Annotated in this window: 13 protein-coding genes; 9 read left to right on the top strand and 4 right to left on the bottom strand. The window is 35.3% G+C overall.

All coding sequences use genetic code 11. The features are described from left to right. Positions 1-8 precede the first annotated feature (8 nt). The 6 genes from IEU51_RS01270 (at position 9) to brnQ (ending at position 7847) form a co-directional block, all read left to right on the top strand. Positions 9-677 carry a response regulator transcription factor gene (locus IEU51_RS01270; RefSeq protein WP_186087999.1) on the top strand — a complete coding sequence of 223 codons (669 nt, stop codon included), beginning with the start codon at positions 9-11 and terminating at the stop codon, positions 675-677. Beyond that, positions 674-2035: a sensor histidine kinase gene (locus IEU51_RS01265; RefSeq protein ID WP_186088001.1), complete on the top strand. Its 1362-nt coding sequence runs from the start codon at positions 674-676 to the stop codon at positions 2033-2035. Before IEU51_RS01270 ends, IEU51_RS01265 begins: the two co-directional genes overlap by 4 nt. Before the next feature lie 92 nt (positions 2036-2127). Then, positions 2128-4914 (top strand): 2-oxoglutarate dehydrogenase E1 component, encoded by a 2787-nt coding sequence (locus IEU51_RS01260; RefSeq protein WP_186088003.1) that lies wholly within the window; start codon positions 2128-2130, stop codon positions 4912-4914. Between the two features lie 11 nt (positions 4915-4925). Continuing rightward, positions 4926-6152, top strand: a complete 1227-nt coding sequence (odhB, locus tag IEU51_RS01255) for a 2-oxoglutarate dehydrogenase complex dihydrolipoyllysine-residue succinyltransferase (protein WP_186088004.1) — start codon at positions 4926-4928, stop codon at positions 6150-6152. 62 nt (positions 6153-6214) lie between these two features. After that, complete coding sequence (locus tag IEU51_RS01250) at positions 6215-6415, top strand: DUF6501 family protein (RefSeq protein WP_186088006.1); 201 nt, start codon at positions 6215-6217, stop codon at positions 6413-6415. A 109-nt stretch (positions 6416-6524) separates the two neighbouring features. Beyond that, positions 6525-7847 (top strand): branched-chain amino acid transport system II carrier protein, encoded by a 1323-nt coding sequence (gene brnQ, locus IEU51_RS01245; protein ID WP_186088008.1) that lies wholly within the window; start codon positions 6525-6527, stop codon positions 7845-7847. Positions 7848-7874: 27 nt separating this feature from the next. Here the strand turns inward: brnQ and IEU51_RS01240 are convergent, their stop codons facing one another. Continuing rightward, complete coding sequence (locus IEU51_RS01240; RefSeq protein ID WP_186088010.1) at positions 7875-9068, bottom strand: toxic anion resistance protein; 1194 nt, start codon at positions 9066-9068, stop codon at positions 7875-7877. Beyond that, positions 9043-9750 (bottom strand): 5-bromo-4-chloroindolyl phosphate hydrolysis family protein, encoded by a 708-nt coding sequence (locus tag IEU51_RS01235; protein ID WP_186088012.1) that lies wholly within the window; start codon positions 9748-9750, stop codon positions 9043-9045. Before IEU51_RS01235 ends, IEU51_RS01240 begins: the two co-directional genes overlap by 26 nt. 111 nt (positions 9751-9861) lie before the next feature. Between IEU51_RS01235 and IEU51_RS01230 the strand changes: the two genes are divergently transcribed. Further along, complete coding sequence (locus IEU51_RS01230) at positions 9862-10182, top strand: DUF1033 family protein (RefSeq protein WP_186088013.1); 321 nt, start codon at positions 9862-9864, stop codon at positions 10180-10182. An 81-nt stretch (positions 10183-10263) separates the two neighbouring features. Beyond that, positions 10264-10464: a cold-shock protein gene (locus tag IEU51_RS01225; protein WP_186088015.1), complete on the top strand. Its 201-nt coding sequence runs from the start codon at positions 10264-10266 to the stop codon at positions 10462-10464. Positions 10465-10552: 88 nt separating this feature from the next. Here the strand turns inward: IEU51_RS01225 and IEU51_RS01220 are convergent, their stop codons facing one another. Both IEU51_RS01220 and IEU51_RS01215 read right to left on the bottom strand, forming a co-directional pair. Then, positions 10553-11536 (bottom strand): aspartate-semialdehyde dehydrogenase, encoded by a 984-nt coding sequence (locus IEU51_RS01220; RefSeq protein WP_186088024.1) that lies wholly within the window; start codon positions 11534-11536, stop codon positions 10553-10555. 75 nt (positions 11537-11611) lie between these two features. Further along, a complete protein-coding gene (locus IEU51_RS01215) occupies positions 11612-13216 on the bottom strand; it encodes an ABC-F family ATP-binding cassette domain-containing protein (protein ID WP_186088032.1) in 1605 nt (534 codons plus the stop codon). A gap of 89 nt (positions 13217-13305) precedes the next feature. On the opposite strand from IEU51_RS01215, the gene IEU51_RS01210 reads away from it, so the two are divergent. Then, entirely contained in the window at positions 13306-14199 is an 894-nt protein-coding gene (locus IEU51_RS01210; RefSeq protein WP_186088034.1) for a CvfB family protein, read from the top strand. Positions 14200-14210: the final 11 nt, after the last annotated feature.

Raw genomic sequence — 14210 nt, 5'->3', positions numbered from 1 at the left:
GTGACGAAGTGGCAAAAATTTTAATAATAGAAGATGAACAAAACCTTGCACGTTTTATTGAACTCGAATTAAATCATGAGGGGTATGAAGTAGATCAAATACACGATGGACTACAAGGTCTACATATGGCTCTAGAAAAGGATTATGACTGTATCTTACTCGATCTAATGCTTCCTGAAATGAATGGTTTAGAGGTATGCAGAAAGATTCGTAATGTAAAAGACACTCCAATCATTATGATTACCGCAAAAGACTCAACAGTCGATAAAGTTATAGGTCTAGATTATGGTGCAGATGACTATATCGTTAAACCATTTGAAATTGAAGAGTTACTTGCGCGTCTTCGTGTTATTATGAGGCGAACACAGCGCAGTAATAGCCAAGTGTTAACACTACATGATATTAAGATTGATCCGACTGCCTATAAAGTTTTTGTTGAAGACACAGAACTTGATCTTACAAAAACAGAGTACGAGCTACTCGTTATGCTAATTAAAAACCGAGATGTCGTACTCCGTCGCGAATCAATCTTAAACAACATTTGGGGGTATGAAAACGAAGTGGAAACCAATGTTGTAGATGTATATATTCGATATCTCAGAAATAAACTTAAACCATTTAAAAAAGATAAAATAATAGAAACCGTACGTGGTGTCGGATACGTGATTCGGTCATGAAGCAATCACTCAGAACACGGTGGATGAGATTATCGATACTGATTATTACTGGATCATTCATACTCTTTAGTACCTTCTTAATCTATGCGACAAGTATTTATCTTAAAGATTTAGAGTATCGTTCTGCGGATCGAAGTGTTAAAGAGATGAAGATGTTGTATGAAACAACACCAATCAACACTATTTCTGAACGAGAAATATATTCAAATCTCTTTGATAATCAGCGGTTTATCTTATTCACTGCAAATGGCGATGAAGTATATCAATGGCCAGTTAGAGGCGAAGCATTATTTAAACTAACAGAAGAAGAGATAACAAACGGTAGCACGGTGACTCGTGAATTTGATGGTGAAAAATATTTGGTCAGTACTGAACGTGTACAATCTAATTATTGGAATGGCTATATTGCCGTTATCCATCCGCTAAAAGAATATTACACTGTTCTACAAATGATTGTGATTATTGCAACATTAGTAGGTTTTATATCTATTTCATTCACATCTGTAATTAGTTTTTTCTTCTCGGGTCAAATGGTTAGGCCGATAAGAAGATTTACTAAACAACTGCAAGACGTTGAAAATAATGGTTTCTCTGAACGCCTGAATTTAACCACAAATATCGAAGAAATTGACCTCATGGTCGAGTCTTTCAACACGATGATGACTGCACTTGAATCATCTTATAACTCACAGAAACAATTTGTGGAAGATGCTTCGCATGAGCTCAGAACGCCACTACAAATCGTTCAAGGTCACTTAAACTTGATCAATCGATGGGGTAAAAACAATCCCGATGTACTCGAGGAATCGCTTGATATTTCGATTGTTGAATTGAACAGAATTCAGAAGCTTGTAGAAGAATTGTTACAACTCACTAAGAGCGAAAAAACAGAGCCTCTAGAACTGACAGAGTTTGATGTAAATGAGGACATTAAAGCGCGTATTGAAGCGATGAAGAAAATTCATCCAGACTATACGTTTATCTTAAATTTATCTAAAAAACCAATCTATTTAAAAATGAGTCAGTATCAATTTGAACAAATTTTAATTATTTTCTTAGATAATGCAATTAAATACGATACTATTAATAAAACAATTAAAGTTAGCACATTTTTAGATAAATACAAGCACAGACATATTACAATTAGGGATAGTGGAATAGGAATTCCTGTAAAAGAACAAGAAAAAGTATTTAATAGATTCTACAGAGTAGATAAATCTAGAAGTAGAGAACAAGGTGGTAATGGTCTTGGTCTTTCAATTGCAGAAAAAATTATTGAAGCCAATAACGGCTCAGTAAAAATTGAAAGTGTGGAAGGTGATCATACAACAATTCACATTAGTTTTCCTCCTAGATAATAATAACTTTTACTAATCATGAAGTTCTTTATTGTAAAGGGGTTACATGTTAAACTTAATACAAGTGAAAATTAACAAAGAGGTGGCAGTCAATGGAAGAAAAGGCGTTCGAAAATGCGCCTGTTAGTTTCGGTACAAACCTTGGTTTAATCTTAGAATATTACGATATGTATATCGAAGATAGACAAAGTGTTTCAAGCGAAATGAGAATTTTATTTGATTCTATTCTAGACTCAAAAGATCAGGTAAATCTGGGGACAACAGGTAGCACTAACAATACAGCATTAAAGGGGATTTTAAAGTGGCTCGTGGATATCAGAACTTACGGTCATTTAGTTGCTAAAGTATACCCACTTTACCCACCAACAATCTCTAATGCGCCAACATTTAATTTTGAAGACTATGGTTTTACTGAAGAAGATTTAAAGTCTTTAGATGTTGAAACGATTAGCACACATTTAACAGGTATGTTTGACAATGCATTAGATGCAGTCAAGTATCTTAAAGATGTTTATTCAGCACCACTCTCATATGAATACATGCATATGAATAACCAAGAAGAAAGAGCCTGGTTTGAAGAAAATATCGAAGTACATGGAGATATTTCTTATTCAAATGAAGAGAAAAAAGAATTATTTAAAGAACTAGCAAAAACTGAAGGTTTTGAAAAATATCTTCAAAAAAACTTTGTTGGTGCAAAAAGATTCTCAATCGAAGGCGTAGACAGCTTAGTGCCTATGTTAAACCATCTCTTAAAACTGATGGCAAACAACGAGCTGCCTAACTTACAGATTGGTATGGCTCACCGTGGACGACTGAACGTATTAACTCACGTTCTAAGAAAACCTTACACAATGATGTTAAGTGAGTTCATGTCTACAGACGCGTCTAAATTTATTCCTGAAGATGGATCATTAAAGAATACTTCTGGATGGATGGGAGACGTTAAGTATCACTTAGGTGGTAAGAAAAAATTCTCTGATTACGGAATTGAGCAAACAATTACACTTGCAAATAACCCATCACACCTTGAAATAGTTGGGCCAGTCGTACTTGGTAAAGCACGTGCTCAACAAGAAGATGTAAAGAGTGGAAACACGCCAGTACAAGATACAGATAAATCTCTAGCTGTAATCGTACACGGTGATGCTGCATTCCCCGCACAAGGGGTTAACCCAGAAGCCATGAACTTCTCAAACCTTGAAGGTTATACTGTTGGTGGAGCAATTCATATCATTACAAATAATAGAATTGGATTCACAACTGAAGAGTGGGATGCAAGATCGACACTTTACGCGAGCGATATTGCTAAAGGTTTCGATATTCCAATCTTACACGTGAATGCGGATGAACCTGAGCATGTATTAAAAGCAATCGAACTTGCTTTTAATTACAGACAAACTTGGAAGAAGGATATTGTCATTGATTTAATTGGTTACCGTCGTATGGGACATAACGAAATGGATGAGCCTATGACAACAAACCCAATGCTCTACAATGAAATCAAAAATCATCCAACAATTGAACATTTATATGGTGATAAGCTTGTTTCAGAAGGGGTAATCTCAGCTGACGAGAAAAATGAAACAATTGATTCTGTTGAAAAAACACTTCGTAGTTCGCATGATTTAATCGATAAAAATGACACGATTATCAGTGATAGAATCGACTTACCGGAGTTTACTAAAGCACCTCAGTTGAATACAACAGAAGTAGATATAACTGAAGACAGACTTAAGAAAATCAACGATGCATTACTCACTTATCCAGATTCATTTAAGGTATTTAAACGTCTTGAAAAAGTATTAGAAAGACGACGCTTACCGTTTGAAAATGAAGATGGGCGAGTAGACTGGGGACATGCTGAAGCACTTGCATTTGCAACTCTATTAGAAGATGGTGTAGCCATTCGTATCACAGGAGAAGATGCTGAACGCGGAACATTCGCACACAGAAACGCAGTACTTCATGATCCTGAAACTGGTGAACAATATACACCGCTTAAGAATCTAGAAAATGCGAAAGCATCATTTGATCTCCACAACTCACCATTATCTGAACTTGCAGTGGTTGCATATGAATATGGATATAACGTAGAGAACAATGAAGTGTTAACAATTTGGGAAGCACAATATGGTGACTTTGCTAATATGGCACAACCAATTTTTGACACATTCATGTCTGCTTCAAATGCGAAGTGGGGAGAGCAAACTGGTTTAACATTGTTATTACCAAACGCTCAAGAAGGACAAGGTCCTGAACACTCAAGTGCGAGAATTGAACGCTTCTTACAGTTATGTGCAGAAAACAACATGACGATTGCAAATGTCTCATCAAGCTCTAACTACTTCTACTTATTAAGAAGACAAGCAGAGAACTTGAATACAGACAAAATGAGACCTTTAGTACTTGCATCACCTAAGAGTCTACTTAGAAATAACACGACGTCTAGACCTTTATCTGAATTTATCGGTGGTAAATTCCATGAGATTTTATTCGACAATAAAGCACCAGAAAAAGTTAAGACTGTATTAGTTGCAAGTGGTAAAATGGCAATCGAACTTGAGGAAAAACTAGCGAGTGAACCAGATGATTCATTCTTACTTATTAAGTTAGAACAAATCTATCCATTCCCTAAACGCAACATCACTGAAGTTCTTGAAACGTTACCAAACCTGGAAGAAATTCGTTTTGTGCAAGAAGAGCCTAAGAACCAAGGGGCATACTACTTTGTATTACCTAAGTTCTTAGAAATGAAAACAGACAAACAAACATTCACTTTCGTAGGCAGACAAGAAAGCTCATCACCTGCAGAAGGATACGCTGGTGTGTATAAAATCATCCAGCAAAACATTTTAGAAGAAGCATTGAAAAAATAGGGGGCAGCACAATGGCTGAAATTATCGTTCCAGAATTAGCTGAATCAATCACAGAAGGAACTATCGCTACTTGGTTTAAACAAGTAGGCGATAGCGTATCAAAAGGGGAAGCAGTTCTTGAACTAGAAACAGACAAAGTTAACGTTGAAATCGTGAGTGAAGAAGACGGTACTTTACAAGAACAAAAGGCAGAAGAGGGAGACACTGTTGAAGTTGGTCAAGTTGTCGCTGTAGTAGGCGAAGGCTCTGGCGCACAAAAACAAGATGCTCCTAAAGAAGAAAAATCAGAAGAGCCTGTTAAAGAAACAAAAGAGGTTTCAGAAGAAAAAATTGAATCAGATCAGTCAATGGTCGTTGCAACACCATCAGCACGAAAACTCGCTCGTGAAAAAGGGATTGACTTAAAAGATGTAAATGCTGCAGATCCACGTGGTTTAGTGCGTTCTCATGACGTTAATAACCACAGTAATACGCCGACAGAGGCACCTAAGAAAGAAGAAAAATCTGCCATTATGGAAACAAATGCAAAACCAGAAAAACCTGTTATTCGTGAAAAAATGTCTCGTAGACGTCAAACAATTGCAAATCGTTTACTAGATGTTTCACAGTCTACAGCAATGCTTACGACATTTAATGAAATTGACATGACAGCTGTTATGGATTTAAGAAAGCGTAAGAAAGATGCATTCATCGAACGTAATGACGGTACAAAGCTTGGTTTCATGTCATTCTTTACAAAAGCTGTAGTTGCAGCTCTAAAGAAATATCCTGCAGTTAACGCTGAGATTGATGGAACAGATCTTGTTTATAAACAGTTCTATGACATTGCAATCGCAGTTTCAACAGATGAAGGTTTAGTTGTACCTATTGTTAGAGATTGTGACAGAAAGAATTTCGCAGAGATTGAAAGAGATATTGCAGATCTCGCAACACGTGCTCGTGAGAAGAAACTTACGTTAGATGAGATGGCAAATGGTTCATTTACAATCACAAACGGTGGTGTATTTGGTTCATTAATGTCTACACCAATCATCAATGGTACTCAAGCTGCTATTTTAGGTATGCATACGATTCAACGTCGCCCAGTTGCTATTGGTGATGATATTGAAATTCGTCCAATGATGTATGTCGCATTAAGTTATGACCACAGAATCATCGATGGATCTGAATCTGTTGGATTCTTAAAAACAATCAAAGAACTCATTGAAAACCCTGAAGATTTACTTCTTGAAGGTTAAATTATATGATATTAGATAGGTGTTAAACACCTATCTTTTATTTATTTTAAGGAGAATAAAATATGTTACATGAAATATGGCAAGATAATAATTTAGGACAAGTTAAAGTGACAAATGTAGATGCTAAAAAATATAAAGTATCTGATATGCTCACTGTTGATAAGGTGTATACAATCGTAAATGAGACAGAAGAATACATTTTTGTTGTAGACAATTCAGGTAAAGTCGGCGGTTTCTATAAAGATTATTTTGAAAAAATATAGATTATCTGTGTTTTCTGATAATTTTAAAAATTGAGTAGACTATTGGTTCCATTTCGTGTATTATATTGAATATGTTTAATTTATAATACATACATATGGAGGAGTCTTTATGAAAACGAAGCATATATTTGTGGTAGGATTCATGCTATTTGCAATGTTCTTTGGGGCTGGTAACCTAATTTTTCCACCAGCACTTGGATTCGCATCAGGTGAATACTTTCCACTCGCAATAATTGGATTTGTAATTACAGGGGTTGGCCTTCCGTTAATTGGAGTGATTACCGGAGCGATTTCTAAAGATGGGTATAGTGAATCACTAAAAAATATCAGTCCATGGTTTTCTGTAGTTTTTTTAGTAGCTATTTTCTTAACGATTGGACCGTTTTTTGCGATTCCAAGAACCGCTACGACAGCTTATGAAATGGGAGTTATACCTTTCATTAATGGACCAAGTACAATTTCTTTACTTATATTTAGTGTTGTATATTTTGTAATTGTATTTTTCTTAAGCATTAGACCAGGTAAAATTATTGATAGTGTAGGTAAAATTTTAACACCGATATTACTTATTACTATGTTACTTCTAATTTTTGTTGGTATTATCGCTTACTTCAGTAATCCAATCAATCCAGTTGCAGATACCTTTAATAATGTAGCGCCATTTTCAACAGGATTCACTGAAGGATATCTCACAATGGATGCGATCGCTGCGATTGTATTCAGTGTCGTTGTATTAAATGCTATCCGTGGTCTTGGTATTACGAATAGACGTGAGTTGCTATTTGGTACAATTAAGTCAGCCGGTCTAGCAGCAGCTTTACTTGCAGTAATCTATGTTGCACTTGGTATCTTAGGTAATAGAGTAGACCTTGGCGGTCAATCATTTGGAGATCAAAACCCGGGAGCATTCTTACTGACATTTATCGCAAATGATACACTCGGAGGATTCGGCGGATACTTACTTGGAATCATCGTATTCTTAGCATGTCTGACAACAGGTGTAGGTCTTATAGTTGCTGTTTCTGAACACTTTTCAAAACTTATTCCTAAAGTAAATTACGGTGTATGGGCATTTATTTTTACATTCGTATCGTTCATTCTTGCTAACCAAGGATTAAGTACAATTATCAAAGGTTCAGTACCCGTACTCTTAATTCTTTACCCGATTGCAATGACAGTTCTTGTATTACTCATCGTTACTTACTTTGTAAAGAGTCCAAGACTTTCGTTACAAATTCCAGTGTATGTAGTAGCTGTCATTTCTATTCTTACAGTTATTGAACGTAATGGATATATTGGAAGCAGTGCATTATCATTCTTACAAAATCTGCCACTATATTCGGCACAATTTGAATGGATTCCGATTATGATTATCGGATATGCACTCGGATATATTATCGGCCTTAAAGGTGAAAAAATATCATACACATAAAAAAGAAGACTCCTATGAGTCTTCTTTTTATTTGTTATATCTGGCTTTTAAGTTAAGTAATTTATCTTTAAGTTCTGCTTCCATTGTAATAAGCTCAGCTTCCGCTTGTTTACGTTTAGTAGACCCTTCTGCTTGAATTCTAAGCGTCTCTTCAATCGTTAGCACTAAATTCTCTTGCGTGAGTTTTAAAGTTTCAATATCAACAATACCACGTTCGTTTTCTTCAGCTGTACGTAAAGAGTTTTGTTTTAGCATCTCACTGTTTTTTGTGAGTAACTCATTCGTTGTGTTTGTTACCGCTTGTTGTGCTTTAGATGCAGATTCTTGACGGAGTAGGGTAAGTGCAATTGCCATTTGGTTCTTCCATAATGGTATCGATGTTAAAATCGAGCTTTGAATCTTTTCTGCTAATGTCTGGTTGATGCTCTGAATCATTCTAATCTGCGGTGCTGATTGTAGCGTGATTTGTCTAGAAAGTTTTAAATCATGGATGCGTTTCTCTAGACGATTCACATATTGCATCATATCGTTAACGTCTTGAGTCGCCATTTGATTGTTGCTGTTTTCAGCTGTTTTTCTTAAATCTGGAAGGACAACATTTTCTATTTCTTCTTTTTTCATTTCAGCTGCTGCGATATAGATATTCAAAGCTTCGAAGTAGTCTTTGTTTTCATCATATAGACCGTCTAAAAGCCTCACATCTCTTACGAGTACTTCTTTCGCATGCTCGAGTTGTATACTGATTCTATCGACCTGAGAAGCCACTCCTTGGTGTTTGGCAACGAGTTCATTCACTGAACGCTGAACTTTCCCAAATAATCTTGAGAATACATTCTTGTTTTGTTTTGTAAGTTCGTCAGGGTCAATCTCTTTAAGCTTCTTCATGAGCGATGTTAAAGTGTCTCCAATTGGACCAACATCTTTTGACTGTACTTCATTAAGCATTTGATGTGAAAACTTAGATAATGCAAGCTGAGCGTTAGATCCATAGGCAATTAACGCATCATTATCTAAAGGCTTAATTTGTTCTTTGATTGAACGGATTTTTTCTAAATCTTCGTCATTAAATTCATTTTCATAAGTTGATAATACAGATTCTGTTTTTGCTGATGGTATACGTTGTAATTCTTGTTCTGGTTCTGATTCATTAATTTCTTTAAAAGGATCACTAAGTAGTTGATCTTTAATATTATTTTTATCTGTCAATAGTCTCACCTTCATGTTCTTTTACTTTAATTCGACCGATCTTTTCAGATTCCGTTTTATTATCAAGTCTCATCGTTCTCTTACGTCTTTCTACGGTCTCTTTTAAGACTTTTCCTTCAAATCTAAGATTGTCATAATCTCTCTTATTGATTTCTGACAAGTCTAACTCAAGACTACGCTTTAAATCAACGAGTCTCAGTCGAGTCGTGTGGAGTTCAATCTTTTCTTCTTTTGACTTACCAGGTAGTTTGAATAAATGCAGATACATCTCTGTCATATTAACTGCAGAATCAAGATTTGAATGGAAAAACTGTAATCCTTGATAGAATAATTTCGGTTCGTTTTCTACACGTTTTATGATTGCTTTAATGACTCTATTAATTTCAAATAACAGCTTGATATCGCTAAATGAACGAATATTTTTGTAACTGTTAATTAATCTTTTCTGCTTCTCTCTGGCCGCTTTTAATTCACTGCTTATATACTTATGCTCACTTCTAGAAATACCATATTTGTTTAATATCGATTGGTACGAGATTTGCTGAGTTGGGATATAAGAAATAAAGAATGCAATTACTGCCGCACCAATAGAAAGTAAAGTTGTTAAATCGAAGACTCCCATAGAAACAATCCATGTTATGATACTTACAGGACCTGCAATTAATGTACCGTATAAATGGGATATTTTATCTTTCATAAGAATGCTCCATTCTAATTTCATTATCTTTATTATAAATCTTTATACTTGATATTAAAAGCAATGCGAGTCTATAATAATTCCAATAGTAACAGGGAATGGGGCTTTTAAATGTATAAAGTGGTCTTATTAACTGCTGACTACGAAGGTTGGTGGTTCTTTTCAGATTGGCGAGATCATGTAGTAGAAAGCATTGATTGCGAATCATATGAAGAGATGGAACAACGATATATAGAAATGTGTAAAATGTTAGATAAAAAATATAAGCTAAATCAAACGGGAAAATACGGTATTACGTGTTTTTATAACACATGTGATATTAGATACTGTGATGACTGTGACGATGATGTTCAGATTTATCACACACCCTTAATGCTTATAAATGATAAATTATGTGAAGAACATGTAAAGTATTTAAATTTTCTAAAATAATTTTGCAAAACCGTTTTCATTGTTTTATAATAAGGATATCAATAAGTTTTATTGAATTATAGATTTTTGGAGGATTCACTAATGAAACAAGGTACAGTTAAATGGTTTAACGCAGAAAAAGGGTTTGGATTTATTGAAATCGAAGGTGAAAATGACGTATTCGTACACTTTTCAGCAATCAATCAAGAAGGTTACAAATCTCTTGAAGAAGGTCAAGAAGTAGAGTTCGAAATTGTTGAAGGCGACCGTGGCCCACAAGCTACAAACGTTGTTAAACTATAATTTAAAAATGTAAATTAAGATTTAACTATATATGTTAAACCAAAAAAGCAGATCATACGATCTGCTTTTTTGATTTTTATTTTATTTATTATTTATTCATTTCTTGTAACTGTTTTAAAATCTGCACTGAATTCTGTGCTGCACCTTTTAGTAGGTTGTCTGATACACACCAAATATGGAATGTGTTTACAAGCGTTTCGTCTTTTCTGATACGTCCTACGAATACTTCACTTTTTCCACTTGCATCTAATGGAGTAGGGTAGACTAAATTTTTAACGTCATCCATTAAAACGATATGATCGTGCCCTCTTAAAGATGCTCTAATTTCATCAACTGTTGTCTCATTTTTTAATGTCACATTCATTTCTACACTATGTGAGTTTTCTACAGGAACTCTGACACATGTCGCTGTAACCTTAATTTCATCGTCATTTAAAATCTTCTTCGTTTCATCGACCATTTTTTGTTCTTCTCTTGTAAAGCCATTATCTAAAAAGTCATCAATATGTGGTAATACGTTGTTATAGATTGGATATGGATAGTTTGTAGGTTCTAATCCTTTTTCTCCATTTTTTAAATCATCAATTCCAGCGACACCACTACCTGAAACCGCTTGATATGTTACATAAGCAACACGGTCGATACCAAAATCGTCATACAGTGGTTTTAAAGCTACAACAGCTTGTGTCGTTGAACAGTTTGGATTCGCAATAATTTTGCGGTTAAGGGTCGGTGTATTAATTTCTGGGATGATTAAATCAATATCTTCGTGCATTCTAAAATGACTCGAGTTATCTACAACTATAGATCCTGCCGCTTCAAAGAGTGGGGCATATATACTTGCTAATTTACCACCTGCAGCCATAATCACATAATCATATTTTTCATCTGAAGCATTTTCTGTCAGTTCTTTTATAGTGATTTCTTCACCATTTACAGTTACTTTTTTACCGGCAGATCGTGCTGACGCATATAGATCAATCTCATCATATTCGATATTATATTTTTCAATCATCTTAATGATTGTCTCACCAACCATTCCAGATGCACCAATTACTGCTAATTTACTCATCCTGCTTCCTCCTTAAAATAAAAAAGCCTGAAAAATATTCAGACTTTTTAGATTTTATACACATTATACAAGGTCTTATGCTTTAAGTACACCTTTATCGATCAGGTATTCTTCATATGAAATTTCTTTTGTCATTGCACCAGTCTCACGGAGTTCTAATACTCTGTTCGCAATTGTGTTGATAAACTCAAAGTCGTGTGAAGTAAAGATAATTGAACCTTTAAACTTCTTTAGACCATCGTTTACTGACTGGATACTTTCTAAGTCTAGGTGGTTCGTTGGTTCGTCTAAGAGTAATACGTTAGATTTAGATAACATCATCTTAGAAAGCATCGCACGTACTTTTTCTCCCCCCGAGAGGACGTTTGCGTGTTTCTTAGCTTCTTCTCCACTAAATAGCATTCTACCTAAGAATCCTCGTAAGAATGTCTCTGTCTGCTCTTCTGGTGGGGCATATTGACGTAACCACTCAACAAGTGAGAGTTCTACGCCATCAAAGAATTCAGAGTTGTCTTTCGGCATATACGTTTGGCTTGTAGTTACTCCCCATCTCACTTCACCTTCATCTGGTTCAATCTCACCAGCTAAGATGCGTAGTAGAGTCGTCTTTTGAATCTCACTTTCACCAACAACAACCGTTTTATCGTTAGGATTTAATGTGAAGTTTACATTGTCTAATACTTTTTCACCATCGATAGAATGTGTAAGACCCACGACTTGTAATAATTCATTTCCGATTTCACGTTCTGGACTGAATCCAACGAATGGATAACGACGTGAAGATGGTTGTATATCATCTAACTCAATCTTATCTAACATCTTCTTACGTGATGTTGCTTGTTTAGATTTAGATGCGTTTGCTGAGAAGCGCGCAATAAAGTCTTTAAGCTCTTTAATACGTTCTTCCTTCTTCTTGTTCTGCTCACCCGCAAGCTGTAATGCAAGTTGACTTGATTGATACCAGAAGTCGTAGTTACCCACGTAGATTTTAATCTTACCAAAGTCTAAGTCTGCAATATGCGTACATACGTTGTTTAAGAAGTGTCTATCGTGTGATACAACGATTACTGTGTTCTCAAAGTTGATTAAGAACTCTTCTAACCATTGAATGGCTTCAATATCTAAACCGTTCGTAGGCTCATCTAGTAATAATACGTCTGGAGAACCAAAAAGACTTTGTGCGAGTAATACTTTAACTTTCTGAGTGTTTTCTAACTCGCTCATTTGTTTGTGGAGTAGGTCACTACCAATACCAAGTCCGCTGAGTAAGTTCTCTGCGTCTAGTTCTGAAGTATAACCGCCCATTTCACCGAATAATGCTTCTAATTCAGCAGCTTTAATACCATCTTCGTCACTGAAGTCCGGTTTCATATAAATTTCAGTTTTCTCTTTATTGATATTCCATAGTTCTTCATGTCCCATCAAAACAACATCGAGTACTGTTTCATCTTCATATTGGAAGTGGTCCTGTTTAAGGATAGCTAAGCGCTCATCTTTCCCCATAGATACGTGGCCTGATTGCGCATCTAGTTCACCTGATAAAATCTTTAAGAATGTAGATTTCCCCGCACCGTTAGCGCCAATTAAACCGTAACAGTTACCTGGTGTAAATTTTATATTAACATCTTCAAAAAGTTTACGATCACCAAAACGTAAACTCACGTCACTTACTTGTAACATGGTCATTTCTCCTCTAATTATATTCTTATCGATTATACCATTTTTTATGGTACTATTAACATAGAAACAAGATGGACTAAGGTGAAAATATGAATAATATATCAGGATCTACACAGTTCCTAACATTAAAAGAAATGGAAGGTTCAACATATATCTTCCAAACAGACGAAGGCGACATAATTAGAATGAACCGTTCCGTAGCTGACGACGAATATAAAGTAGGGACAGAAATCCCAGCATTTATATATCCAAACGTGCGTGGTGAACTATTTGCTACACCAATTATCCCACCAATTAACAGAGATAAATTTGGTTTTGCATTAGTTAGTGACGTAAATAGAGACGGTGCATATATCGATATTGGTGCACCCCGTGAATTCTTAATTCCATGGATTGATTTACCAAAATTAAAATCTGTATGGCCAAAAGTAGGGGATAAAGTATATGCGACTCTACGTGCAGAAAGTGATAACCAATTATTTGGTAAATTAGTTTCTGAAACAGAAGTAGAATCATTCACGGAAAAAGTAGATGAGGACACGTTTAAAAAGATTCGTAATACATGGCTCGTAGGTAGACCATACCGTTTACTTAAAGTAGGGACATTCTTACTCACTGAAGAAGGCTACAAAGTCTTTGTTCATGAATCAGAACGTACAGAAGAGCCCAGACTTGGTCAAGAAGTAAAATTCCGTGTGATTGGATTTAATGACAAAGGTGAGTTAAACGGGAGTTTCATTGAGAAGTCATATAAGAAACGTGGCGACGATGCTGACGAAATTTATGAGTATCTTTTATTAAACGGTGGAACAATGACATTCAATGATAAGTCATCCGCAGATGATATCCGTGAGACATTCAATATGTCTAAAGCATCATTTAAACGTGCTTTAGGTGGTTTAATGAAAAAAGGTTTAGTCACACAAGATAATAACGGAACGTATATCATAGAGAAGAAAGAAAAAGAAAGCACAGAAAATTAATTCTGTGCTTT

It is taken from the genome of Phocicoccus schoeneichii (genome assembly GCF_014635565.1).
GTDB classification, from domain to species: Bacteria; Bacillota; Bacilli; order Staphylococcales; family Salinicoccaceae; genus Phocicoccus; species Phocicoccus schoeneichii.
This window is presented reverse-complemented; position numbering and strand designations above follow the sequence as displayed.

Excerpts from the sequence above, each read along its gene's own strand:
- IEU51_RS01265 (WP_186088001.1), top strand. The coding sequence starts at position 674 with ATGAAGCAATCACTCAGAACACGGTGGATGAGATTATCGATACTGATT.
- IEU51_RS01260 (WP_186088003.1), top strand. The coding sequence starts at position 2,128 with ATGGAAGAAAAGGCGTTCGAAAATGCGCCTGTTAGTTTCGGTACAAAC.
- odhB (WP_186088004.1), top strand. The coding sequence starts at position 4,926 with ATGGCTGAAATTATCGTTCCAGAATTAGCTGAATCAATCACAGAAGGA.
- IEU51_RS01250 (WP_186088006.1), top strand. The coding sequence starts at position 6,215 with ATGTTACATGAAATATGGCAAGATAATAATTTAGGACAAGTTAAAGTG.
- brnQ (WP_186088008.1), top strand. The coding sequence starts at position 6,525 with ATGAAAACGAAGCATATATTTGTGGTAGGATTCATGCTATTTGCAATG.
- IEU51_RS01240 (WP_186088010.1), bottom strand. The coding sequence starts at position 9,068 with ATGAAGGTGAGACTATTGACAGATAAAAATAATATTAAAGATCAACTA.
- IEU51_RS01235 (WP_186088012.1), bottom strand. The coding sequence starts at position 9,750 with ATGAAAGATAAAATATCCCATTTATACGGTACATTAATTGCAGGTCCT.
- IEU51_RS01230 (WP_186088013.1), top strand. The coding sequence starts at position 9,862 with ATGTATAAAGTGGTCTTATTAACTGCTGACTACGAAGGTTGGTGGTTC.
- IEU51_RS01225 (WP_186088015.1), top strand. The coding sequence starts at position 10,264 with ATGAAACAAGGTACAGTTAAATGGTTTAACGCAGAAAAAGGGTTTGGA.
- IEU51_RS01220 (WP_186088024.1), bottom strand. The coding sequence starts at position 11,536 with ATGAGTAAATTAGCAGTAATTGGTGCATCTGGAATGGTTGGTGAGACA.
- IEU51_RS01215 (WP_186088032.1), bottom strand. The coding sequence starts at position 13,216 with ATGTTACAAGTAAGTGACGTGAGTTTACGTTTTGGTGATCGTAAACTT.
- IEU51_RS01210 (WP_186088034.1), top strand. The coding sequence starts at position 13,306 with ATGAATAATATATCAGGATCTACACAGTTCCTAACATTAAAAGAAATG.